24 protein-coding genes and 1 pseudogene are annotated in these 24,264 nt (G+C 59.8%); 15 read left to right on the forward strand and 10 right to left on the reverse strand.

The features are described from left to right. Window positions 1-6: 6 nt before the first annotated feature. From proC to ACK9YZ_RS14555, 3 genes are all read right to left on the reverse strand, one after another. The gene (gene proC / locus ACK9YZ_RS14545) at window positions 7-834 is read right to left on the reverse strand and encodes a pyrroline-5-carboxylate reductase (RefSeq protein WP_216755357.1); all 828 of its coding nucleotides are present in this window, start codon (window positions 832-834) and stop codon (window positions 7-9) included. Between the two features lie 3 nt (window positions 835-837). Further along, on the reverse strand, window positions 838-1,338 hold the full coding sequence (locus ACK9YZ_RS14550; RefSeq protein WP_007824374.1) for a YbjN domain-containing protein: 501 nt from the start codon (window positions 1,336-1,338) through the stop codon (window positions 838-840). 401 nt (window positions 1,339-1,739) lie between these two features. Then, window positions 1,740-2,000 carry an accessory factor UbiK family protein gene (locus ACK9YZ_RS14555; protein WP_183731544.1) on the reverse strand — a complete coding sequence of 87 codons (261 nt, stop codon included), beginning with the start codon at window positions 1,998-2,000 and terminating at the stop codon, window positions 1,740-1,742. 193 nt (window positions 2,001-2,193) lie between these two features. Between ACK9YZ_RS14555 and lgt the strand changes: the two genes are divergently transcribed. The 7 genes from lgt to ACK9YZ_RS14590 all read left to right on the forward strand — a co-directional run bounded on the left by lgt (window position 2,194) and on the right by ACK9YZ_RS14590 (window position 9,493). Further along, the gene (gene lgt, locus ACK9YZ_RS14560) at window positions 2,194-3,045 is read left to right on the forward strand and encodes a prolipoprotein diacylglyceryl transferase (protein ID WP_416064288.1); all 852 of its coding nucleotides are present in this window, start codon (window positions 2,194-2,196) and stop codon (window positions 3,043-3,045) included. Window positions 3,046-3,064: 19 nt separating this feature from the next. After that, a complete protein-coding gene (locus tag ACK9YZ_RS14565) occupies window positions 3,065-4,165 on the forward strand; it encodes a class I SAM-dependent methyltransferase (protein ID WP_216755359.1) in 1,101 nt (366 codons plus the stop codon). 104 nt (window positions 4,166-4,269) lie between these two features. Then, window positions 4,270-5,064, forward strand: coding sequence for a peptidoglycan editing factor PgeF (gene pgeF / locus ACK9YZ_RS14570; protein ID WP_416064289.1), 795 nt, complete (start codon window positions 4,270-4,272; stop codon window positions 5,062-5,064). Window positions 5,065-5,069: 5 nt separating this feature from the next. Continuing rightward, window positions 5,070-6,221 (forward strand): M24 family metallopeptidase, encoded by a 1,152-nt coding sequence (locus tag ACK9YZ_RS14575; RefSeq protein WP_416064290.1) that lies wholly within the window; start codon window positions 5,070-5,072, stop codon window positions 6,219-6,221. A gap of 103 nt (window positions 6,222-6,324) precedes the next feature. Further along, on the forward strand, window positions 6,325-7,152 hold the full coding sequence (locus tag ACK9YZ_RS14580; RefSeq protein ID WP_416064291.1) for a hypothetical protein: 828 nt from the start codon (window positions 6,325-6,327) through the stop codon (window positions 7,150-7,152). Window positions 7,153-7,257: 105 nt separating this feature from the next. Next, window positions 7,258-8,190: a ribose-phosphate pyrophosphokinase gene (locus ACK9YZ_RS14585; protein WP_416064292.1), complete on the forward strand. Its 933-nt coding sequence runs from the start codon at window positions 7,258-7,260 to the stop codon at window positions 8,188-8,190. Window positions 8,191-8,546: 356 nt separating this feature from the next. After that, a protein-coding gene (locus tag ACK9YZ_RS14590; RefSeq protein WP_416064054.1) for an IS630 family transposase occupies window positions 8,547-9,493 on the forward strand; the annotation gives its coding sequence in 2 pieces (ribosomal slippage) (window positions 8,547-8,885 and window positions 8,888-9,493; 945 coding nt in all). Between the two features lie 77 nt (window positions 9,494-9,570). Here ACK9YZ_RS14590 and ACK9YZ_RS14595 read toward each other — a convergent pair. Then, window positions 9,571-11,118, reverse strand: coding sequence for a hypothetical protein (locus tag ACK9YZ_RS14595; protein ID WP_416064293.1), 1,548 nt, complete (start codon window positions 11,116-11,118; stop codon window positions 9,571-9,573). 647 nt (window positions 11,119-11,765) lie between these two features. Here ACK9YZ_RS14595 and ACK9YZ_RS14600 point away from each other — a divergent pair. The 5 genes and pseudogenes from ACK9YZ_RS14600 to ACK9YZ_RS14620 all read left to right on the forward strand — a co-directional run bounded on the left by ACK9YZ_RS14600 (window position 11,766) and on the right by ACK9YZ_RS14620 (window position 16,938). Then, window positions 11,766-12,377, forward strand: a complete 612-nt coding sequence (locus tag ACK9YZ_RS14600) for a 50S ribosomal protein L25/general stress protein Ctc (protein ID WP_216755364.1) — start codon at window positions 11,766-11,768, stop codon at window positions 12,375-12,377. A gap of 185 nt (window positions 12,378-12,562) precedes the next feature. Beyond that, complete coding sequence (locus tag ACK9YZ_RS14605; protein WP_416064294.1) at window positions 12,563-14,920, forward strand: EAL domain-containing protein; 2,358 nt, start codon at window positions 12,563-12,565, stop codon at window positions 14,918-14,920. 26 nt (window positions 14,921-14,946) lie between these two features. Then, a complete protein-coding gene (locus ACK9YZ_RS14610; RefSeq protein WP_416064295.1) occupies window positions 14,947-15,666 on the forward strand; it encodes a substrate-binding periplasmic protein in 720 nt (239 codons plus the stop codon). Between the two features lie 106 nt (window positions 15,667-15,772). After that, window positions 15,773-16,477 (forward strand): aminoacyl-tRNA hydrolase, encoded by a 705-nt coding sequence (gene pth / locus ACK9YZ_RS14615; RefSeq protein ID WP_416064296.1) that lies wholly within the window; start codon window positions 15,773-15,775, stop codon window positions 16,475-16,477. Between the two features lie 5 nt (window positions 16,478-16,482). Continuing rightward, window positions 16,483-16,938 (forward strand): annotated as a pseudogene (locus ACK9YZ_RS14620) (GNAT family N-acetyltransferase). 24 nt (window positions 16,939-16,962) lie between these two features. On the opposite strand, the gene clpS reads toward ACK9YZ_RS14620, so the two are convergent. After that, the gene (clpS, locus tag ACK9YZ_RS14625; RefSeq protein ID WP_183731588.1) at window positions 16,963-17,274 is read right to left on the reverse strand and encodes an ATP-dependent Clp protease adapter ClpS; all 312 of its coding nucleotides are present in this window, start codon (window positions 17,272-17,274) and stop codon (window positions 16,963-16,965) included. 227 nt (window positions 17,275-17,501) lie between these two features. Between clpS and ychF the strand changes: the two genes are divergently transcribed. Beyond that, a complete protein-coding gene (gene ychF / locus ACK9YZ_RS14630) occupies window positions 17,502-18,605 on the forward strand; it encodes a redox-regulated ATPase YchF (RefSeq protein ID WP_416064297.1) in 1,104 nt (367 codons plus the stop codon). Window positions 18,606-18,682: 77 nt separating this feature from the next. Here the strand turns inward: ychF and ACK9YZ_RS14635 are convergent, their stop codons facing one another. Continuing rightward, on the reverse strand, window positions 18,683-19,753 hold the full coding sequence (locus tag ACK9YZ_RS14635) for a hypothetical protein (RefSeq protein ID WP_416064298.1): 1,071 nt from the start codon (window positions 19,751-19,753) through the stop codon (window positions 18,683-18,685). An 80-nt stretch (window positions 19,754-19,833) separates the two neighbouring features. On the opposite strand from ACK9YZ_RS14635, the gene ACK9YZ_RS14640 reads away from it, so the two are divergent. Both ACK9YZ_RS14640 and ACK9YZ_RS14645 read left to right on the forward strand, forming a co-directional pair. Then, entirely contained in the window at window positions 19,834-20,304 is a 471-nt protein-coding gene (locus ACK9YZ_RS14640) for a MaoC family dehydratase (protein ID WP_416064299.1), read from the forward strand. Further along, on the forward strand, window positions 20,301-20,768 hold the full coding sequence (locus ACK9YZ_RS14645) for a MaoC/PaaZ C-terminal domain-containing protein (protein ID WP_416064300.1): 468 nt from the start codon (window positions 20,301-20,303) through the stop codon (window positions 20,766-20,768). Before ACK9YZ_RS14640 ends, ACK9YZ_RS14645 begins: the two co-directional genes overlap by 4 nt. Before the next feature lie 9 nt (window positions 20,769-20,777). On the opposite strand, the gene ACK9YZ_RS14650 is transcribed toward ACK9YZ_RS14645, so the two are convergent. From ACK9YZ_RS14650 to petA, 4 genes are all read right to left on the reverse strand, one after another. Further along, entirely contained in the window at window positions 20,778-21,320 is a 543-nt protein-coding gene (locus ACK9YZ_RS14650) for an adenine phosphoribosyltransferase (RefSeq protein WP_216755373.1), read from the reverse strand. Window positions 21,321-21,435: 115 nt separating this feature from the next. Next, the gene (locus ACK9YZ_RS14655; protein ID WP_416064301.1) at window positions 21,436-22,308 is read right to left on the reverse strand and encodes a cytochrome c1; all 873 of its coding nucleotides are present in this window, start codon (window positions 22,306-22,308) and stop codon (window positions 21,436-21,438) included. Window positions 22,309-22,333: 25 nt separating this feature from the next. Further along, window positions 22,334-23,602, reverse strand: a complete 1,269-nt coding sequence (locus ACK9YZ_RS14660; RefSeq protein ID WP_416064302.1) for a cytochrome b — start codon at window positions 23,600-23,602, stop codon at window positions 22,334-22,336. A 14-nt stretch (window positions 23,603-23,616) separates the two neighbouring features. After that, window positions 23,617-24,192 carry a ubiquinol-cytochrome c reductase iron-sulfur subunit gene (gene petA, locus ACK9YZ_RS14665; RefSeq protein ID WP_216755376.1) on the reverse strand — a complete coding sequence of 192 codons (576 nt, stop codon included), beginning with the start codon at window positions 24,190-24,192 and terminating at the stop codon, window positions 23,617-23,619. Between the last annotated feature and the right edge of the window lie 72 nt (window positions 24,193-24,264).

Consider the following 24,264-nt stretch of genomic DNA (forward strand, 5'->3'; position numbering starts at 1 on the left):
CGTCTCTCAGCCGGCGAGTTCTTCGGCGCGCTTGCGAGCTGCCGCGAGCGCCTGGTCGAACAGCGGCTGCATACCATCTTCCGCCATCAGCACGGAAAGCGCAGCCGCAGTTGTGCCGCCCGGGGAGGTCACGTTCTGGCGCAGGCGCGCAGCGTCGTCGGGGGACTGGTGCAGCAGCTCACCAGCCCCCGCGACAGTTTCCCGCGCAAGACGCATGGCAAGGTCCGCCTGCAGGCCAAGTTTACGGCCCGCTTCTGCCATACACTCGACGAGATAGAACACATAAGCCGGCCCGCTGCCCGAGAGCGCCGTCACGGAATCGATATCGGATTCGGCGGGCACCCATTCGACAGGGCCGGAAACACGAAGAAGAGCATTGACGCCGTCACGCTGTTTAGCGCTCACACGCGAATTGGCAAAGGCGCCGGTCACACCACGCCCCACCATGGCAGGCGTGTTCGGCATCGCGCGCACCATGGCCGCTTCGCCGAGATGTTTTTCGAGGAAGGCCAGCGTCTTGCCGGCAGCGACCGAAACCACCACCGTCTGAGGTCCCACCACGCTTTTGACCGCCGGAAGCACGGCTTCCATCACCTGCGGCTTTACGGCAAGGAACAGCACGCCGGCCTTGAGACCGGCAGGAGCAGTCGTGACATGGGAGGCACCCGCATCGGCAATCGTCGCCAGCATCGCCGGCGACGGACCGGGATCGACCACGACCACGGAGGAGCCCGGAACACCGCTCTTCAGCCAGCCGGAAAGCATCGCTCCGCCCATATTGCCGGCACCGATGAGAACGACCGGATTGGCGGCGGAAAAGGCATTCGCAGGCATGTTTTACGCCTCACCGACGGTTTCAAAGAGGACCGCTTCCATCGCCTTGTTGGCTTCCATACCGGACCAGACGACGAACTGGAAAGCTTGATAATAAGCTTCGCAGGTATCGAGCGCGCTGGAAAGCAGAACTTCCACCTGGCGGTTGGTGGGCTCGGCACCGCCGGCAAGCAGCAGCGACTGGCGGAAGATGACGACATCTTCCTGGCGCCACAGGTCGAAATGCCCCATCAGCACCTGGCCGTTGATCGCCGAGAGCAGCTTCACCACCTCGTTGACCCTGATTTCGGGAACCTTGATGTCGAAGGCGCAGCCGAGATGCAGCGCCTCGAATTCCTCCATCCACGAGAAAGAGACGTGATAATCGGCCCAGCGGCCCTCGACCGTCATCGCAATCTCGTCTTCGCCGGAGCGCTCGAATGCCCAGTCATTGTTTGAAGCCACGTACTCGATCATATCGACCGGGTTCGACTGACGTTCGACTTCCAATTCCATAAGGCTCATGCAGCACCTTCTTGACCGGAATAAATGCGGCCTAACTTCGTGAAGAACACAAAACGAGACACACGCAATACCGGAAACCACGACTTGGATGATCGCTGAACCGCTGCCAGACTAACGCAGTGAACCTGCCTGGAGCTTACCAATTCGCTTCGAATCATCATTTAAAATCAGTCTATAATGCCCCTTGCGGCCTGCCAGCCCCCTTCTCGGAAATTTGGCCGGGCCCGCTGTGGAAAGCACTTATGGAATCAGATTCAGCGGGGGAGGTAAAAGACTCTGCCCATTGGCTTTTTTGGCAGTGTCCACAGGCGGAAAATCACACCCGATTTTTTTATCCAGGATGCGGCATGTAACATATGGGCCACGCCGCACCTTATACAGCATCTTGTGTAACGCAGCGCTTACTTGCCCTTTGCGGCAAGCTTGGCTTCGAGCGCGGCGATGCGGGCGGCAAGAGCCTCGTTTTCGTCACGCGCCTTGATGGCCATTTCGCGCACGGCTTCGAATTCCTCGCGCTTGACGATATCCATGCTGTTCAGCCAGCGTTCGGCATGAGCATTGAACGCCGTCTCGATCTCTTTGCGCACGCCCTGCGCAGCACCGGCGGCATCGGTCATCAACTTGGCGAATTCATCCATGATGCGGTTCGTTCCGGTCGTCATGGCGTATTTCTCCCTTCGCACGATGTGAATGTCAGGCATTGCGGCCACTGAAAATGGAGGTAGGGCTTCGCCGTTGAGGATGCAAGCGCTTTGCATGGGATAAGCCCCTTCGCACTGGCCCGTGGCGAACAATGCACTTGACCGTCGGAGATCGCGGAGCCATGTTCCGCGCATCTCAACGGGTGGGAAAACCTTGCCGATAGCTGCTGATCTTCTTGCTATAATGCCTTTCCCTAATATCGACCCGATCGCTTTTTCGATCGGCCCGCTGGCGATTCACTGGTATGGCCTGGCCTATGTCGCCGGCATCCTGCTCGGCTGGGTCTATGCGCGCCGCATCGCTGCAAACGATGCGCTCTGGCCGAACAATACCTCGCCCATCACGAGAGCACAGCTCGACGATTTCATCGTCTGGGCAGCCCTTGGCATCGTCCTTGGTGGCCGCATCGGCTACATCCTCTTCTACGATCTCGGCGCCATCATCGAAAACCCGATCCGTGCCATCCAGATCTGGAATGGAGGCATGTCCTTCCATGGCGGCCTGACCGGCACGGCGATCGCCATGATCCTCTTTGCCCGCCGCAACCGTATCCCGATCTGGAATCTCTTCGATATCGTTGCGACGGTCGTGCCCTGCGGCCTGTTCTTCGGCCGCATCGCCAATTTCATCAATGGTGAACTCTGGGGCCGGCTGACGGATATGCCATGGGCAGTCGTCTTTCCGACTGGAGGCCCCTTCGCCCGCCATCCAAGCCAGCTCTACGAAGCCGGCCTTGAAGGCATCGTGCTGCTCCTCGTCCTTGCCGCCCTCGTCTATGGCGCCAAGGCGCTGAAAAGTCCGGGCCTCATCACTGGCGTCTTCGTCTGCGGCTACGCGCTCTCGCGCATCTTCGTGGAATTCTTCCGCGAGCCGGATGCGCAGCTTGGCTATCTGCTCGGCACCAGCTGGCTGACGATGGGCATGGTCCTGTCCTCCCCAATGATCCTGCTCGGCCTTTGGGCGATCTTCCGCGCCCGCCGTCAGGCGGCTGCCTTGCAGCACTGAAGCTACCGGAACGGCTGCCATGACCACCGCTTTGGGCGAAAAGATCAAGACGATCATCCAGGCAAACGGGCCGATCAGCGTCACCGACTATTTCTCGCTGTGCCTTGCCGATCCCGAACACGGCTATTACCGCACCCGCGAGCCATTCGGCCGCTCCGGCGATTTTGTCACCGCGCCTGAGGTCAGCCAGCTTTTCGGCGAAATGATCGGCGTTTTCGTCGTCCATGCCTGGCAGCGCCACGGCACACCGGCCGGCGTTCGCCTCGTCGAGATCGGCCCGGGCCGCGGCACGATGATGGCCGACATGCTGCGCGTGATTTCGCGCATCGCCCCGCCGCTCTTCGACAACGTGACGATCCATCTCGTCGAGACCAGCGAACGCTTGCGCGATGTCCAGAGCCAGACGCTCGAAGCCTATAACGGCAAGGTAAGCTGGCATGCCGGCTTCGACGAAGTACCGCCGGGCTTCACGCTGATCGTCGCCAACGAACTCTTCGACGCGATCCCGATCCGCCAGTTCGTGCGCACGCCGACCGGTTTCCGCGAACGCATGGTCGGCCTCGGTGCCGATGAAGAACTGACCTTTGCGGCGGGTGTTGCCGGCATCGATCCGGCGCTGCTGCCGGAGCCCGCGCAGAACGTGCCCGTCGGTACACTGTTCGAGATCTCGCCTGCGCGCCAGGCAGTCATGAGTGCCATCTGCGAAAGGCTGCGGGCCTTCAGCGGCACAGCACTTGCGATCGACTACGGCCACCTTGTCACCGGCTTCGGTGATACGCTGCAGGCTGTGCGCATGCATGAGTTCGATCCGCCGCTTGCCCATCCCGGCGAGGCTGACCTGACGAGCCATGTCGACTTCCAGCAGCTTGCGGAAACGGCGGCCTCCAGCGGCCTCCATATCAACGGCGCGCTGCATCAGGGTGATTTCCTGACCGGTCTCGGCATTCTGGAGCGCGCTGCCGCGCTCGGCCGCGACCGTGAGCCGCATACACAACAGATCATCCAGGCTGCGGTCGACCGACTCGCCGGTGCGGGCGAAGGCCGCATGGGCGAACTCTTCAAGGTGCTGGCCGTCTCGCATCCGGCGATCGACCTGATGCCGTTTCGCCCGGTGGATTGACAGACAGCGTCGCGCTCGACAACATCGCCGCAGCTGACACTGCTTCGCCGGACGAGATCTGGTCAGGATGATGTCGATGCCTCTCCAAAAGCCTGGAATATCACATGACAGACGCGGCCTCTCCAGCACCGATCGAAAGCGCGCTGCTGAACGAAGCAGCCGGCGGCGCGATCCGCCATGGCTATTTCACCCGCGCCGGCGGTGTATCTGAAGGCATCTATCGCGGCCTCAATGTCGGCCTTGGCTCGAATGACGAGCGCGACAATGTGCAGGAGAACCGCAGGCGCGTCGCCGCTTGGTTCGATCTGCCGATCGAACGGCTTGCGACCGTCCATCAGGTCCATTCGCCTGACGTCGTCACCATCGGGCCGGACTATGACGGCCGGCGGCCGGCGGCCGATGCAATGGTCACGGCAACACCGGGCATCGCGCTTGGTGTGCTGGCAGCCGACTGCGGTCCGATTCTATTCGCAGATCCCGAAAACCGCGTGATCGGCGCTGCCCATGCCGGTTGGAAAGGCGCGCTGATGGGTGTGCTCGAAAATACGATTGACGCCATGGAGGCACTTGGCGCGGCTAGGGACAACATCGTAGCCTGCCTCGGCCCCTCGATCAGCCAGGCAAGTTATGAGGTCGGCCCGGAATTCGTCGAGCGCTTCCTTGCCTATGATCCGGCCTACGAACGTTACTTCATGCCCTCCTCGTCAGTGGGCCACGCGATGTTCGACCTGCCGGGACTGACCGTCGAGCGGCTGAAAAACGCCGGCGTGCGCGCCGAAAGCCTCGGCCTCTGCACTTATCCCGATAGTGAGCGCTTTTTTTCCTATCGGCGAACCACACATAAAAAGGAGCCGGATTACGGCCGCCAGATTTCGGCGATCAGCATCAGGGAGATGTGAGCAGCATGGCACTTCATTTCGAACGGGCTGAATTCGCAAGCCGGCTTGCCCGCCTGACGGACAAGATGAAGGAAGAAAAGCTCGATGCCCTGCTGCTCTTCGCGCAGGAGAGCATGTACTGGCTGACCGGCTACGACACGTTCGGCTACTGCTTCTTCCAGACGCTGGTCGTCAAGGCTGACGGCACCATGGCGCTGATTACCCGCTCGGCCGACCTGCGTCAGGCCCGGCATACCTCTGTTATCGAGGATATCCATGTCTGGGTCGACCGCGTCAATGCCGACCCGACGATGGACCTCAGGAACCTGCTCATCGAAATGGACCTGCTCGGCGCCCGCATCGGCGTCGAATACGACACGCACGGTATGACCGGCCGCGTCGCCCGGCTGCTCGACGCGCAACTGACGACCTTCGGCCAGATCAGCGACGCCTCTTACCTCGTCAGCCGCCTGCGCCTCATCAAGAGCCCGACCGAGGTCGCCTATGTCGAGCACGCCGCCGTGCTGGCGGACGATGCGCTGGACGCAGCAATCCGCCTGACCAAGCCTGGTGCCGATGAAGCCGATATCCTCGCTGCCATGCAGGGCGCCATCTTCACCGGCGGCGGCGACTATCCGGCCAACGAATTTATCATCGGCTCAGGCGCAGATGCCCTGCTCTGCCGCTACAAGGCCGGCCGCCGCAAGCTCGACGCCAATGACCAACTGACGCTCGAATGGGCTGGCGCTTACGCGCATTATCATGCTGCCATGATGCGCACGATCGTCATCGGCGAGCCGACGCACCGCCACCGCGAGCTCTACAATGCCTGCCTCGAGACGATCCAGGCGATCGAGACGGTGCTGAAGCCCGGCCATACCTTCGGCGACGTCTTCGACATGCATGCCAGGATCATGGACGAACGCGGCCTCGCCCGCCATCGCCTGAATGCCTGCGGCTATTCGCTCGGCGCGCGCTTCTCGCCGTCCTGGATGGAGCACCAGATGTTCCATGCGGGCAATCTGCAGCCGATCGAGCCGAACATGTCGCTCTTCGTGCACATGATTATCGCCGATTCCGACACAGGTACGGCCATGACCCTTGGACAGACCTATCTGACGACAGGTGAAGGCCCGCGTGCACTTTCGCGCCATCCGTTGGATTTCATCGGCGTCTAAGCCTCTGCAATCACCGGCAAGAATCCGGAATTGACAGACAGGTCCCCCCAACCCCATAAATTCGCACGGGGCTGACGCTGACGTGGGAAGGACGAACCGAGGGATGACGCGAGTTGCGACTGCGCCCACGCTCCTGATCTGTCTTGCCTTGCTTTCTGCTTGCAACACGACTGACGCGTTGACGCTTACGCCGCCGATGGAAATCGGCGACTCCTCGATGAATCAGCGCTCGTCCGCACCGGTGACGCAAGGCGAAGCCGAGCGCATGGCCGGTGCGCCGCAACAAACTTTCCCGGCGGCACCCCGCCGGAACGGCTATACGCCAGCCTACAGCCAGCAGGCCTATCCGACCCAGCCGAACTACCAGGCGCAGGCCTACCGGCCCGGCACCGGTGCTCCGCCCACGACCATGCAGGCCCAGGCCGACGCGCTTTCCCGCGATGGTTCTTCGCCCGCCGCTTCCGGCCCCATCGAAAGCGAGTCACTGCCGCCACCGGCCGCCGCCGAGCAACCGACGCAGACAGCCGCACTTGATCCCTCGGTTTCCTCATCGACCTCCGTGCGCGGCAACACCGTGCGCTTCCTGCCGATCATCGGTGCGCCCGTGCAGGCTGTCACACCGCTGTCGCGCCAGCTCGGCGCGGAAGCCCGCGCTCACGGCCTTGCCATCAAGAGCTCCAACGACACCAGCAGCGACTATATTCTGAAGGGCTATCTCTCCGCTTTCAGCGACGAGGGCAAGGTCACCGTGGTCTATGTCTGGGACGTGCTCGACAATGCCGGCGCCCGGCTGCACCGCATTCAGGGACAGGAAAGTGTGCCGACGGCGGCGGCCGATCCCTGGGCCGGTGTGCCCGCCTCTGTGATGCAGCAGATCGCCTCCAAGACGATCTCGGAATTTACATCCTGGCGGCAAAGCCAGGGCGATTAGTCACAAGCTTTTTATAAATATAAAAGTATGTGACGCCTTAGCCCTTGCATTCACCGGGAAGCTGGCTAAAAAGCGCGGCTATCAGCGCATAACAGGCGGACCAAAATGAAGGTTTTCGCAGGCAATTCGAACCGGCAACTCGCCGAAGCGATCTGCAACTATCTCAATGTTCCCTTGGGGAAAGCCAGTGTCCGAAGGTTTGCCGATCAGGAAATCTTCGTGGAAATCCAGGAAAATGTGCGCGGTGAGGACGTTTTCCTCGTACAGCCGACCGCCTTTCCTGCCAACGACCACCTGATGGAACTGCTGATCATGATCGACGCGATGCGTCGTTCGTCAGCCCGCCGCATCACGGCCGTTCTGCCCTATTTCGGCTATGCCCGCCAGGACCGTCGCGCCTCCGGCCGCACGCCGATCTCTGCCAAGCTGGTCGCAAACCTGATCACCGAAGCCGGCGCCGACCGCGTCATGACGCTCGACCTTCATGCCGGTCAGATCCAGGGCTTCTTCGATATTCCCACAGACAACCTCTTCGCCCTGCCCGTTCTGACGCGCGACATCAAGAGCCACTATGACCTCAGTAACGTCATGGTCGTCTCGCCCGACGTCGGTGGCGTGGTGCGTGCCCGCGCGCTGGCCAAGCGGCTGGACTGTCTTCTGGCCATCGTCGACAAGCGTCGCGATCGGCCGGGTGAATCCGAAGTCATGAACATCATCGGCGACGTCACCGGCAAGGACTGCCTGCTGATCGACGACATCGTCGATTCCGGCGGCACGCTCTGCAACGCGGCCGACGCCATGCTTGCCAAGGGCGCCGCCAGCGTCACCGCCTATATCACCCACGGTGTTCTCTCCGGCGGAGCGGTCACCCGCGTCACCTCCTCGAAACTGCGCGAACTCGTCATCACGGATTCGATCCAGCCGACGACGGCCGTCCTCTCGGCCCACAACATCCGCGTCGTGACAACAGCGCCGCTGATCGGCGAAGCCATCAGCCGCACGGCTCAGGAAGAGTCCGTCTCCAGCCTCTTCGACTAACAGAGCCGGCATTCGACCGGCTCTTTCGATTTAGAACTGAAAAGCTGGCGCGGAAATCGTCGGCATCTTTCTGCCGCCTCTCCATCCCTTGGGCCGCACTGGTTGCCGAACAATAAAAGGCTCGTTACCGCAACAATTTTTAGACGCATCTACGAAATATCCCCATCCGCTGAAGTTGCGCGCATGGCGGAACATGACGCTCGATGTCAAGCACCCCGCATCGATAAAAGCTTTTGAAAAACAAACCCTAATAGAGCCGTCTAGAGCGGGATGATTTTAGATGGAATCGAAAAGGGGATTCCCTTTTTCCCGCAAATCAGATTCACCATTGAGACCGGTAAAGGAGGCCGGTCTTTATGGCAAAACCTTTTTCCGATGATTTGCGGGAACGCGTTGTCGGCGCGGTGACGCGCGAAGGATTGTCCTGCCGGGCAGCGGCGAAGCGCTTCGGGATTGGCATCAGCACCGCGATCGATTGGGTGCGGCGCTTTCGCCAGACGGGCAGCGCAGCCCCCGGTCAGATGGGCGGGCACAAGCCACGGGCGATTTGCGATACGCATCGGGAGTGGCTGCTCGAGCGCTGCCGCACACGGGCTTTTACCCTGCGCGGGCTGGTCGCGGAACTGGGCGAGCGTGGCCTGAAGGTCGATTACCGCTCCGTGTGGACCTTCGTGCATGATGAAGGGTTGAGTTATAAAAAAAGACAATGGTCGCCGACGAGCGCGAGCGGCCCGATGTCGCCGCCCGACGGAACCGCTGGCTGAAGCATCGCTATCACGTCGATCCGGCCCGCCTCGTCTTCATCGATGAAACCTGGACGAAGACGAATATGGCGCCGCTCCGGGGCTGGGCGCCGCGCGGCGAACGGTTGCCCGGTCAGGCGCCCTTCGGCCATTGGAACACCATGACGTTCATTGCCGCCCTGCGCGCCGACCGCGTCAGCGCGCCATGGATCATCGACGGCCCGATCAATGGCGAGCGGTTCCTGATCTATGTGGAAAAGGTGCTGGTCCCCGAACTCAAGCCAGACGATATCGTCGTGATGGACAATCTGGGCTCACACAAGGCAAAAGCAATCCGCACCGCGATCCGCAAGGCTGGGGCCAAACTGTTCTTCCTGCCCAAATACTCCCCTGACCTCAATCCCATCGAAAAGCTCTTTGCCAAGATCAAGCATTGGCTACGCGAGGCACAGGCCAGAACTCGCCACGCGATCGACGAGGCCATCGCAGCCATCCTCAAGACAGTTTCACCACAGGAATGCCAAAACTACTTCAAGGAAGCCGGATATGAACGGACTTAAAATCATCCCGCTCTAGCGGGAGGAAAAAAGCCGGCACGAGGCCGGCTTCCTTTATCTTTGATCGCCGTTGAGAAAACTCAAGGCTGCTTCGGCGGAGCCGCGTCCTGATCCGGCTCCTGCTCCTGGTCTGGCTCCAGCCCCTGACCTTGAACCTCATCCGGTTCCTCTGCATCCGGCCCCTTGATCTGCTGGCCATTGATCGCCACGGAGCCGTCACCGGCAACGCTGATATCCCAGCGCGAGCGGCCATCCGGATCGGTCTTCGCAAAACCCTTGGCCATCATCATGCCGAAGGAGACCTGCTGGAGGTTCGGGTCGCTCTTGGCAAGCTCCTGAATTGCGGCGATCGACTTGTCGAGATCGCGCGCCAGGACCGAAGCCTGAAGCGAATAATCCTTCTGCGTGTCGACGCGGCCCTGCAGCTTGCCGGTGACGTCGATATCGTAGACGTCGGAGACGGCGGTAAACTTCGGCAGGTCCACGACGACGACACCGTCATGAAAGAGCTTCTCGGCAGCCTGCTTGCCGCTTTCCTCCGAGTTGTTGCCAGAGGAGAAATCGATCTTCATGAACTCATCGCCGAAGGCGGCAAAATCCATGTCGGGAACGGCAATCTGCATATCGATGCTCTTCGGCAGGAAGGCATGGTAGCTCGCCGGTACGACAGGGCTGTCGAGTGTGACGTCTGCAGCGTTCATGCCGAAGGCAAACCGGACGGCGTCGCTCTGCCCATCGACGGAGAAATTATAGCCGAGGGTCTTGGCGCCGCCGCTTCCGGCGGCAGTGCCGACCGTCAGGTTGTTCGCCGTGATCGTTTCGTTGATCGAGGAGAACAGCGGGGAGGATGCTTTAAGGACCGATTTCAGCTTCTCGCCGTCTTCCTTGCTGAGCTCCTTCTCATCCGCGTGCTCCAGGATGAAGAAGACGATATCGCGGATTTCCTTCGCCGGCAGGCTCGCGACGTCGGCGTCGAAGTCGATCGAATCCGCCTTGATGTTGACCGGCGGCATCTGCGGGCTGGTGACCGTCTCCGACAGTGCGGAAAGCGAACCGTTCGCCTTGAAATCGAGGCGACCGTTGCCGCTGGCGCTGTCGGTCGAATCGAGCCTGTAGTTCATGCCGGCAAATGTCGCATCCACCTGGTCCATATCGGACTTCGAGGTAATTCGGATGTCGCTGGCCTTGAAATTGCCGGAACGCAGATAGGCGATCGCAGGATCGAAAACGCCATCATAGACCATCGAGGCGATGGAATAGGTGAAATCCGTCGCCTTGTCGTCCGGGTCCTTGAAGTTGCCGGATATGTGGAAGCTGTTATTGCCTTCGAGATTCCAGAGGCCGCTGTCCAGCGGCGTGGCGAAGACCGACAAAGGCGTCAGTCCGTTCACGACAACCTTGGTCGGATCCACCTTGCTGAGCAGCTTGGCAAGGTCATAAATGACCTCGTAGCGGTTGCCCGCCGGGTTGACGGCTACAAAACCGCTCTTTGCAAAATCGTCAGGCAACACTTTCGTCAGGCTTTCGCGAAGCTTGTTGGCTCCATCCTGATTGATCTCGGCACCATGCGCTGCCCCGAACAGCGATAGGGCAACAAGGCTCGTTGTCGTGACAAGTTTCAAACGCATCCGCACTCTCCTCAGCCGCTTTGAATGCGGCCATAGGAAGATCGGATATCTTCCGGTGTCAACCCGGCACGTTTGGGACAAATGTTATTTTGCGATCACGGCTGAGAAAGCGAACGTACCCTGCCGGGCACTGCCTCACGCGCGCTTCCGATCCTGATCTCGCTCCGCCTCAGGCCGTAGTATTGAAGGCAACCGATTGCTGTTCCATTCGCGCCGGGCGACCGAAATAGTAGCCCTGGGCCTCGTCGCAGCCTTCGGATGTCAATAGTTTGGGTTGGCTCAGCGTTTCGACGCCTTCGGTAAGCACGGGGATCGATAGGCCTCTTTTCAAGACTGAGATCGGTCCGGCTGCGTTAAAGAATGGATAATCCGGCGCCTTTGCAGGTAAAGTGGAACAGTCTGTTCGACCTTGTGATTAACGCCCAGACAACGAGGGATTATCAGCGGTTAGTGCCGGCGAGGCAGGATCGATCGGAAGCCACTGCCGCACCGCTTGCGTTTGCATGACACTTATATTATAGGCCACGCGTCCGCGTAGACACCCTTGGAGGCAACGCGGATGAGGATGGGCATGCCCGCCTCCGGTCCGACGGCACAAGGCTTCAAGCCCGCCGCGGGCTCTCCAAATAACCTCGAAAGGACTAGCCATGAGCCACGAAACTTACGAGCTCAAGGCCGAGGCGCGCGAACGGGTTGGTAAGGGGTCCGCCCGTGAACTCCGCCGCAACGGCTTTATTCCCGCTGTCATCTATGGTGACAAGCAGGCCCCGATTTCCATCGCTATCAGCACCAATGAGGTGACGAAGCGTATTCATGCCGGTGGCTTCATGACCACCGTAGCGACCATCGACGTCGACGGCAAGAAGTACAAGGTTCTGCCAAAGGACTACCAGCTCGATCCGGTGCGCGACTTCACGATGCATGTCGATTTCCTGCGCGTGTCCGGCAACACCCAGGTTACCGTTGAAATCCCGGTTCACTTCGTCAACGAAGAAAAGTCCCCGGGCCTGAAGGTCGGCGGCGTTCTGAACATCGTCCGTCACGAAGTCGAAGTTCACTGCCCGGCTGACGCGATCCCGGAATTCTTCACGGTTGACCTCTCCGGCCACAAGATCGGCGACAGCATCCATATCTCGGAAGTCACGCTGCCGAAGGGTGTCACGCCTGTGATCACCGACCGCGACTTCACCATTGCAACGATCATTGCTCCGGCTGCCGGCGTTGATGAGTCTGCTGCCGAAGGCGAAGCAGAAGCCTGATAGCTTCTACCAATTTGTAAAGCATAAGGCCCGTTTTCCGCGAGGAAAGCGGGCTTTTTCATTACCGGAAAGCCGCATTTCAGCAACATTTAACACATTCATGGAAGCATGCTCCGGCTGGTTACGAAGTTCCCGCCCTGCCACGTGACCGCAGAATATTCCGACCCCGTGGAGCAAACGGAACCATGAATAATTCCGTTGAGAACAGATTTTTTGCGATTGTTTGCGGAGCACTGCTTGTTTTTGTAGCTCCTCTTTTTGTTCTTTTTCTTTTCCTTTCCTCCGAACGCGCTGACAAGGAAATACGTGACCATATTTCCGTTCTTCTTGTGGCCAATGCCCAGGCACTCGCCAAGCCGCTCTGGGATCTTGACGCCGATAGTGTCACCCAGATCAGCGCGACGGTCGTTTCGCAAGGCGCCATCGTCAAGGTGGAAGTCCGCGACCAGTCTGGCGAGCTCGACGTCAGCCAGTCCACCATTCCGCGGTCCTTCGACGGCAAGCTGGTCCAGGTTTCCCGCGCCATCATCTACAACACTGTCGATGGTCCGAAGAACCTCGGCAGTATTTCCGTCTTCTATCCGGCACTCGGTCTCTTTTCCGGCCTGAAGCAAGAAGAGATCGTCTTCATCTCGATCTTCATTTTTGCGGTGCTCGCCGTTTTCGCGACAGCGCTGATCGGTAACCGTATCTTCGTCATCCAACCTCTGATGCGCCTGACGGCCGCGATCGAGGCGACCCGCCAGCTTGGCTCCCGCCACCATGTCGACTGGCAATCGAATGATGAGATGGGTCGCCTCGCCCAGAGCTTCAACGAAATGCAGACGATGCTCGAAAACGAGGAGACCGAGCTGAAGCTCGCGCATCGCCGCACGACCGACATCTACAATCTGACGCCGGCCATGCTCTTCTCACTTGATGAAGAAGACCGCATCACCGCCGTCAGCGACTACTGGCTGCTTGCGACCGGCTATCATCGTGCTGCCGTCATCGGCCGGAATTTCTCCGATCTCGTCACGCCCTTCACCCGCGACAAGTTCATTAAGCGCAAGAGCCAGCGTGAGAACAGCACCGGCGACGTGACCGTCAAGTTCGTCTGCATGGACGGCCGTATCATGGATGTCCTCATCATCGAATCGGCGCTCACGGCCCACGGGCAGGAAGGTCAGTCTCTCTCCGTCATGACCGACGTGACCGAGCTGAAGGCCTCCGAAGACCGCAACCATCGCCAGGCGATCACGGACCATCTGACCGGCCTATTGAACCGCCAGGGCTTCGAAGCCGTGCTCGACAGCAAGATCGCAGCCGCCGATGCCGCCGATCATGAACTCGCCTGCCTCTTCGTCGACCTCGACCGCTTCAAGTGGATCAACGACAACATGGGCCACGCCGCAGGCGATACCGCGCTCATCGAACTCGTGGAGCGGCTGAAGACTCTGCTTGCGCCCTCCGATGAAGCCGCCCGTCTCGGCGGCGATGAATTCGCCATCCTGTTGCCGGCCAAGAATGCCGAGAAGCGCGCCCGCGCCATGTGCGACCAGATCGCTTCGATCTTCGAGACGCCTTTCGGCCCGGACATGCATCTCAGCGCCTCTGTCGGTATCGCCATCTATCCGCGCCACGCTGCAACCGCCGCCGAACTGCTGCAGAAGTCCGACATGGCCATGTATGCCAAGAAGCGCGACGGTAAGAACGGCGCACAGATCTTCGATAACGGCATGCTCGATCACGCCCGCCGCCGCGCCGAGATCGAAGCCCATATCGAAGCCGGCCTCGCCGACGACTGGTTCGAGGCTTATCTCCAGCCGATCGTCAATCTGAACGGCCGCGGCATCGCCGGCTTCGAAGCGCTGATGCGTCTCAACCACCCGCAGAAAGGCCTCATGCCGCCTGCCGAGATCATCAGCGTCGCCGAAGAGACCGCCAAGATCGTCCGCGTCGGCAATGTCATCATGGAAAAGGCGATCGCCAATCTGGCGAAGATCTCCCGCCTGCCAGGCATGCAGGACACCTATCTCGCGATCAATTTCTCGCCGCTGCAGTTCGAGCCGGCGCTCGCCGCCCGCCTTGCGGCCATTTTGGGTCGCCATGGCATCCTGCCGGATCGTATCGTCGTCGAGATCACGGAAGCCGTGCTGATGCACGACAACCCGCAGATCCGCATGATCGTGACAGAACTGCGTCGTTTCGGCTGCCGCATCGCGCTCGACGATTTCGGTACCGGCTACTCGTCGCTGAGTTATCTCAATCGCTTCCCGGTCGACATCATCAAGATCGACCAATCCTTCACCCGCGCCATCAATGATGCTGACGATGACGTGCGCCAGAAGAGCCGTATGCTGATCGAAGGCATCACCACGCTGTCACACAAGATGAACTGCACCGTGATTGCCGAAGGCATCGAGACGGAGGAGGAGTGCAGCACGCTGCATCAGATGGGCCTCGACTATGGTCAGGGCTATCTGTTCCACCGTCCGCAGAATGCCGCCAAGCTGATCGAAGAACTGAGCAGTTCGCTCTCGGATGTGGCGCGCGCTTCATGAACTGACGAGATATGGGAGGTATCGCGATGAAAAAGCTGTTTTTTGCTCTTCTTACCCTACCCTGCCTTGCCGTGTCTGCCTCAGCCCAGACGGTAGCCTTCGTGACCGAGGAATACGCCCCCTTCAACTACCGCGACGGAAAGGTCATCAAGGGCGCAACCGTCGAGCAGGTCGAGAAGGTCATGGCCGATATCGGTATCGATTATACGCTCGACGTGATGCCCTGGGCTCGCGCCTTCAGCCTGGCTCGCTCGACGCCGATGACCTGTGTTTTCGCAACCGCCCACAACGCCTCGCGCGACGGCCTGTTCAAATGGGTCGAGCCGCTTCTCATCGACCGCAACATCCTGATCACCCGCAAGGGATCAGGCGTCTCTGCTGCAAATCTCGAAGACGCGAAGAAATATGTCATCGGCACGCAACGCGACGACTACACCGAAGTGATCCTCAAGGAGAAGGGCTTCACCAAACTCGATGTCGCAAGCGATTTCAACGCGACGCTGCGCAAGCTGCTCGGCGGCCGCATCGACATGATGCCGATCTCCGAACTCTACTTCGACAAGCTGAAGACCGACCAGCCGCTGGAAATGGTGACCGTTCTCTCCTCTCAGCCGATGAGCATTGCCTGCGAAAAGAGCTTCCCGGACGATCTTCTGGCCCGTATGCAGGCCTCCTTGGACAAGCTGATCGCCAGCGGCGAACAGAAGCAGATCTTCCTGAAATACGGTCTTCATCTGCTGAAATGATCGGCCGCCTGCGTTCACGCCCGTCTTTGCCAATTGACTTTGCCACTTGACTTTACCGCCATTTCGCGGTGGTGAACGCCAACAGCTCTTGCAAGGAAGGCAGGCCATGCTGATCATCGCGGGTCTCGGCAATCCCGGCGCGAAATATGCCGGTAACCGGCACAATATTGGCTTCATGGCGGTGGATGCCATCTACCGCCGCCACAGCTTTTCGCCCTGGTCGAAGAAATTCAAGGCTGAGATATCAGAAGGCGAGCTGGCCGGCGAGAAGGTGCTGCTGATCAAGCCGCAGACCTTCATGAACCTGTCGGGCGAGGCGGTCGGTGAAGCCATGCGCTTCTACAAGCTGCAGCCTTCCGATCTCGTGGCGATCTATGACGAGCTCGACCTGCCGGCCGGAAAGGCGCGGCTGAAGACCGGCGGCGGCCATGGCGGCCATAACGGCATCAAGTCGCTCGATGCCCATTGCGGCAAGGAATACCGACGTCTGCGCATCGGCATCGGCCATCCCGGCGTCAAGGAACTCGTGCATAACCACGTGCTCGGCGATTTCGCCAAAGCTGACAATGTCTGGCTGGAGCCGCTGCTCGATACGCTTGCCGACAACGCCGAGATGCTGGTTCGCAACGAAGATTCCCAGCTCATGAACAAGATCACATTGGCGCTTGGCGGCAAGGTGGAAGAGGAAAAGCCGAAGCCGGCGGGAAAGTCTCATATCCATCAGGCCCGCAATCAGAGCCAGCCGAAGCTTCCGGCCAGCGGCCCCATGGCCGAGATGCTGAAGAAGATGTTCGGTAACAAGGGCGACTGAGCACGATGGCAAGCGGGAATTTTACCATCCGCCCAGTGACCTCCACCGACCTGCAGAACCTGATTACCCTTTACGGACACTTCAACTCCACCGATCGACCACTTGCTCCTGAGCTGGCGGAAGAACGTTTCTCCGCCATTCTGGCCCAACCGGGCATGACGGTCTTTATTGGCTTTACCGACGAGACCGCAGCTACGACCGCAACGCTGATCGTTATACCCAACCTGACGCGCAACGGCGCCTCCTATGCGCTCATCGAAAACGTCATCACCCACGCCGATCATCGCAAACGGGGCTATGCCGGCAAAGTCATCCAGCATGCGATTGCTCAAGCCTGGAAAGCCGGCTGCTACAAGGTCATGCTGCTGACGGGATAGAAAGATCCGGCAACACTGCGTTTCTATGAAAATTGCGGTTTCGTGCAGGATAAGACCGGCTACCAGATCCGCCGGCAATCTTGAGACGCCCGCCTTTTCCTCGGGAGCCTATTCCTCGGGCTCGGTAGTAAACATCAGCGGGAAGCCCATCTCCTTGGCAAGGTCGATGGCCTCCTTGGCTTTGGTCTCCGCTATATCCTTGGTACAGACCACGACCACGCAAGAGCCGAGCTTGTGCGCCGTCATCATCACACGATAGCCGGTATCCTCGCTCATGCGGAAGACGGCTCTCAGCACCATGATGACGAATTCGCGCGGCGTATAATCGTCATTGACGAGAATGACTTTGTAGAGCTTCGGCTTGTCCAGCTTGAGCTTCGTTCTGGTCTTGGGTTTTAAGGCAATGTCGTTGTCAACCATCGGAAATCCGCCCGTTGATGACATGGGAAGGGGTTTCGATCTAACTAGACTTTTTCGATTGCAGAATTTCGACACCAAGTGTCCGGGAAATCCCGCCAGGATAAGAATAAGGCCACGACGCCCTGTCGGCAAGGGAGCTGCGAGAAAAGCGCTCCAAGACTTGACCGCTCCCCTCCTTTATCCCATAGCCACGGCCAAGGAATTCTTGAGAACAGCAGGTTTCAGCCATGGGCTTCAAATGCGGTATCGTCGGTCTGCCGAATGTCGGCAAATCGACCCTCTTCAATGCGCTCACCAAGACGGCCGCCGCGCAGGCCGCAAACTATCCGTTCTGCACGATCGAACCGAACACTGGTGAAGTAGCCGTTCCCGATGAACGCATGCGGAAGCTCGCGGACGTCGCGAGGTCGAAGGAAATCATCCCGACCCGCATCAACTTCGTCGATATTGCCGGCCTCGTGCGCGGCGCGTCGAAGGGTGAAGGCCTCGGCAACCAGTTCCTCGCCAATATCCGCGAAGTCGATGCCATCGTGCATGTGCTGCGCTGCTTCGAAGACGGCGACATCACCCATGTGGAAGGCCGCATCGATCCGGTTGCCGACGCCGATACGATCGAGACCGAGCTGATGCTCGCCGACCTCGACAGCCTCGAGCGCCGCACGGAGCAGACCCGCAAGCGCGCCACCGGCAAGGACAAGGATTCCATGGCCATGCTGCCGATCATGGAAGCGTCGCTGGCGCTGCTGCAGGATGGCAAGCCCGTCCGCACCCTGCTGTCCAAGCTCGATGCCGAAGAGACGCGCATCCTGAAGAGCCTCAACCTTTTGACGTCGCATCCGGTTCTCTATGTCTGCAACGTCGCGGAAGGCGATGCGGCGACAGGAAACAAATATACGGAGGCCGTTGCCGCCATGGCGAAGGCGCAGGGCGCCGAAACCGTCATCATCTCGGCTGCGATCGAGTCCGAAGTCGCCCAGCTTCCGGACGAAGAAGCCAAGGAATTCCTCTCGGCCCTCGGTCTCGACGAGGCTGGCCTCGATCGCCTGATCCGCGCAGGCTACAAGCTCCTCCACCTCATCACCTATTTCACCGTCGGTCCGAAGGAAACGCGCGCCTGGACGATCGAGCGCGGCACCAAGGCGCCGCAGGCCGCCGGCGTGATCCACTCGGACTTCGAGCGGGGCTTCATCCGCGCCAACACCATCGCCTATGACGACTACATCCAGTTCGGCGGCGAAGTCGGTGCCAAGGAAGCCGGCAAAGCGCGCGACGAAGGCAAGGAATATGTCGTCCAGGACGGCGACGTCATCCATTTCCGCTTCAATACCTGATGCATAAGCATGTCGCGCAAAAGTGTGCAGCGGTTTTGCGACAACGACATGCGTCAAACGAAAAACAAAGCTGCCGCTCAGCCGGGCGGCAGCCTCTCGACCATGCCTGAGGGCAAGACGCGCAGCACGATGCGCCGAAGCGGCATCCAGCCCGTACCGATGAGGAGCACGATCACGCCGACGGCAACGAGCGTTCCGAAGATGTAAGTATCGACCGTCGCGCTCCCCTGCCTGAATATCCCATAAATCGCCAAGCCCAGCGTCAACAGGCCCGACGTGACGAAAGCACGCCGGTCGATGATCAGCCCGATCAGCATCAGCAGCGCGACGATTATGACGACGACCGGTGTCTTGAACGAATTCGCATCCATGATATCCAGCCAGCCTCCGTCGAGCGGAAGCAATGTCCGGATGCTGTAAAGCAGGGCCGGCGCCGCAACGAGATGAAGCCAGAAGGCGACATCCGATCGTGTCGTCTGGCGGAACCTGTCGCTGAGATCGAAGCCAAGGGCTGCAACGAACAGGCCAAGGGCGCAGGCAAACAGGATAAGAGAGACGAGCGTGGGATGATTGAGGATGAAGGCATCGTCGCCACTTCCCCATTGCAGCAGGCGCAAGACGAGCGCGAGCACAAGGGCGAGACCGGAGAAGATAGAGAGCGCGAGAGCAAGCGGCACACGGTAGCGCAGATAGAAAAGCCCCATGACAACGGGGAATGCGACGATGAAACCGTCAATGCCATCGCCCGTGAGCCATAGATCGGCATTGGACGGATAGATCGACAGCATCGTCCGGAAAGTCCAGGTAAAGACAGCGAGCGTCAGCACGACGGCCGGCAGCGCAAGGCGCTGGCGCTTCACGAGGATTTCCGCCAGAACCAGGATTGCCGGCAGCACCGCATAAAGCGAGGTGAGCCCCCAAAGGCCTGCAAGCGCAATAAGGATGCCGATGGTGATCAGCACGTCGTGGAAACCGCGCACGAAGCGCGGTGTCTCGGTATCCGACCAGGCCGACCCGGAATCTGCCGCCGCACGCTGCTCGACGACGACGCCGCGCGCAGCAAGAAACGATGCCAGCCGCTCGCCGGCTTCGGCGCTGATCAATCCCTCGCGCGCCGCTTCATCGAGTACCGACCTTAGTTCAGCCATGCTGTTTACCCCTACGGAATCATTGAGCCCGCGCGGATGCTATTGTAAGCAATGACGCCTGCCTATGATGGGAGACCCTGATGCCCGCAGAAAAGCTCGCCTATGAGGATTTCCAGCCGGGTCGGCGCTTTCCTCTCGGCCCGAAAGCTGTAACGGCGCCCGAAATCATCGAATTTGCCAGAGAGTTCGACCCGCAACCCATGCATCTGGATGAAGCTGCCGGCCGCGCCAGCATCCTCGGCGGGCTTGCCGCCTCCGGTTGGCATATCTCGGCCATGTTCATGCGCATGATGGCAGACAGCTACGTGCTGAATTCCCTATGCGAAGGCGCGCCCGGCGTCGACTTCATGGAGTGGCGCAAGCCGGTTCTGGCAGGCGACATGCTCTCCGGCCATTCGACGGTTCTGGAGGCGCGCCCCATGCGCTCGCGTCCTGGCCTCGGCATCGTTAAATTCCGTCACGAGGTGGAAAACCAGCGCGGCGAAGTGGTCTGCCTGTCAGAGAATTCCGTCATCTTCGGCATGCGAAACAGGCCGGAGGCTGGCGCATGAGAATGTCGGAGCTCTACGCCGTCGGCGAAAAAACCGAGATCGGCGCTTATGTCTTTACCGAGGAAAACATCCTCCGCTTTGCCAGGAAATACGACCCGCAGCGCTTCCATATAGATAAGGAAGCCGCTCGTCACACCATGTTCGGGGCGCACTGCGCTTCCGGTTGGCATACAGTGGCCGCCTGGATGCACTGCTTTATGGATTACTGGATGACAGAAATGCGCCGGCTGTCAGAACAGGGCTTGGAACCGCCGAGACTTGGCCCCTCGCCCGGCTTCCAGAAGCTGCAGTGGCTGAAGCCGGTCTTTGTCGACGAGACGATCACCTATTCGGTGGCCTTTGTCTCCAGCCGGCCGCTTACGTCACGGCCGGGCTGGAATCTCAACGCTATCCTCTGCGAAGGCGTCAATCAGGATGGTGTTACAGTGATCCGCTTCGAAAGCAGCGTCCTGGAATTCGAATAGGCTCGGGGGTTAGTGTCCGGCGAACTCGACGAGGGTGTGCACATCAACGCCGAGATCCTTGAGCTTCTTGCGGCCGCCGAGATCCGGCAGGTCGATGACGAAGCAGGCGCCGACGACTTCCGCGCCGATCTGGCGAAGTAGCTGCGTTGCCCCGACAGCCGTCCCGCCCGTGGCGATCAGATCGTCGACGAGGATCACCTTCTCGCCCGGTTGGACGGCATCGCGGTGCATCTCCATCTCGTCCACGCCATATTCCAGGCTGTAGGCGATGCGCACGGTCTCATGCGGCAGCTTGCCCTTCTTGCGGATCGGAACGAAGCCCGAGGACAGCTGATGCGCGACCGCACCGCCGAGGATGAAGCCGCGCGCTTCCATGCCGGCGATCTTGTCGACCTTCAGGCCGGCATAGGGCTGCACGAGTTCATCGACCGCGCGACGAAAGGCACGTGGATTGCCGAGCAACGTAGTGATGTCGCGAAAGATGATGCCGGGCTTGGGGTAATCCGGAATGGAGCGGATGCTTTTCGCAAGCTCCGAAAGCGTATGGTTCATCGAAAATCCGTATCTGCGAGGGCATGAAACGCAGGCACACTATCAATTGCGCCGAACCAAACCAAATAAAAAAGGCGGCCGAGAAGCCGCCTTTTTCCTTGGAACTAAGGATCGCTTAGTGGTCGGTCCTGGAATAGACCGACCGCTTTGTCAGGTAGATCAGCACAGTGAAGATCAGTAGGAAGATCATGACCATGAAGCCGGTACGCTTGCGCTCTTCGAGGTGCGGCTCTGCTGCCCACATCAGGAACGAAGAGACGTCCTTGGAATACTGCTCGACCGTCTGCGGCGAACCATCGTCATAGGTGACCTGGTCGTCGGAGAGCGGCTTCGGCATGGCGAAGACGGCTGCAGCGTGGAAATATGGGTTGTAGTGCGCACCAGCCGGAACCTGGAAACCGGCCGGCGGCTCTTCATAACCGGTCAGCAGCGAGTGGATATAGTCCGCACCGCTTTCCTGATATTGGGTGAAGATATCGAAGACGAACTGCGGGAAACCACGCTCGACTTCGCGTGCCTTGGCGAGCAGCGACATATCCGGAGGAGCCGCACCATTGTTGGCGGCAGCTGCCGCTTCCGCGTTCGGATAAGGCGACGGGAAGTGGTCGGACGGGACTGCCTTGCGGGTAAACATCTCACCGCTGGCGTCCGGGCCATCCTGAACTTCATAATTGGCAGCAAAGGCCTTCACCTGCGCATCCGAATAGCCGAGCTCGCCGAGCGTGCGGAAGGACACGAGGTTCATCGAGTGGCAGGCAGAACAGACTTCCGTATAGACCTTCAGGCCACGCTGCAGCTGGCCCTTGTCGTAATGGCCGAACGGACCGGCAAAGGTCCAGTCGACTTCCTTCGGTTCCTTCAACGGATAGTGCGGGGTAGCGCTTTCCTCATGGTGAGCGGCCGGAGCCGCTGCTTCCTGAGCAAAAGCCACGCCACCGACACCGGCTGCGACAGCGAGCGAGAGAATGCTTGCAACAAGCTTTTTCATATTTCTATTCCTTCCCGTCGCTCGCTCAGGCCTTGGCCGCAGCAATCTTGTTGCGCTTTTCGAGCACCGCTTCGGTGATCGAATTCGGAATGCGGCGCGGTGTTTCCACCAGACCGAGAACCGGCATCGCGACCAGGAAGAAGGCGAAGTAGAGGAGCGTGCAGATCTGCGAGATCGTCGTGTACAGACCTTCTGCAGGCTGCGAGCCGAGCCAGCCGAGGATGATCGCGTTGATCACGAACAACCAGTAGAAGAGCTTGTACCAGGGACGATAGACCGCCGAGCGGACCTTCGAAGTGTCGAGCCAGGGCAGGAAGAACAGCACGATGATCGCACCGAACATCACGAGCACGCCGCCGAGCTTGGAGTCGATCGGACCGATATTGAACGTGATCGATCGCAGCATGGCGTAGAACGGCAGGAAGTACCATTCCGGAACGATGTGGGCCGGGGTCTTCAGCGGATCGGCCGGAATGTAGTTGTCGGCATGGCCAAGATAGTTCGGCAGGTAGAAAACGAAGTAGGCATAGACGATCAGGAAGATCGAGACGCCGAGCGCATCCTTGAGCGTTGCATAAGGCGTGAAACGAACCGTGTCCGTCTTGGTCTTGACCTCGACGCCCGTCGGGTTCGTCTGGCCGACCACATGCAGCGCCCAGATGTGCAGGATAACGACACCGGCGATCATGAAGGGCAGCAGGTAGTGCAGCGAGAAGAAGCGGTTCAGCGTCGGCTGATCGACAGCGAAGCCGCCAAGCAGGAACTGCTGGATCCATTCGCCCACCAGCGGGAAGGCCGAGAAAAAGCCGGTGATGACGGTCGCGCCCCAGAAGGACATCTGACCCCAGGGCAGAACGTAGCCCATGAAACCAGTCGCCATCATCAGTAGGTAGATGACGACGCCGAGGATCCAGAGAATTTCGCGCGGCGCCTTGTAGGAGCCGTAGTAGAGACCACGGGCAATATGCAGGTAAACGGCAACAAAGAAGAAGGATGCGCCGTTGGCATGCAGATAGCGCAGCAGCCAGCCGTGGTTGACGTCACGCATGATCTTTTCAACGGAGTTGAAAGCGATCGTCGTGTCGGCGGCATAATGCATAGCGAGCGTGACGCCCGTCAGGATCTGCACGATCAGCATGACGGCAAGCATCGCACCGAATGTGTAGGCATAGTTCAGGTTCCGCGGAACCGGATAGGCAATGAAGCTGTCATAGACCATGCGCGGTAGCGGAAGGCGCGCATCGACCCATTTTTCCAGGCCGGTTGATGGCTCGTAGCTGGAATGGCCACTCATTAATCAGTCTCCCCTCAACCGATCTTGATCTTTGTGTCGGACAAAAATGAAAAGGTCGGAATCGCCAGGTTCTCCGGCGCCGGACCTTTGCGGATGCGGCCGGCCGTGTCGTAGACGGAGCCATGGCAGGGACAGAACCAACCATTGTATTCGCCGGCCTGACCGAGCGGAACGCAGCCGAGATGAGTGCAGGTGCCGACCATGACGATCCAGTTTTCCTTATCCTTGCCGCCCGAGCGGTCAGCGCCCGTTGCCGGCGCGTCGGGGGGAAGGTTTGCATTGCGGGCGATCGGATCCTTGAGATCCGAAAGCTGGACGTCGGCCGCGGCCTTAACTTCTTCCGGCGTGCGGTTGCGAATGAAGATCGGTTTGCCGCGCCACTTGACCGTCAGCGACATGCCGGGCGTAAGGCTCGCGACATCGACTTCGATGGAAGCCAATGCCAACGTCGACGCGTCCGGGCGCATCTGGTCGATGAACGGCCAGGCAACCGCAACGGCGCCGACCGCACCAGCCATGCCAGTGGTAAGATAAAGGAAATCACGGCGAGTGGGCTCTGAGGCCTCGCTTGTCGTTACGTGTTCGCTCACGGCTTAACCATCCTCTGCGCAATTGTCGCGGAATTCCGCCCTGCCCTCCGGCGGCGGCGAATCTACAAGTAC

The sequence above is a fragment of the Rhizobium sp. ZK1 genome (genome assembly GCF_047782645.1).
Classification (GTDB): domain Bacteria; phylum Pseudomonadota; class Alphaproteobacteria; order Rhizobiales; family Rhizobiaceae; genus Rhizobium.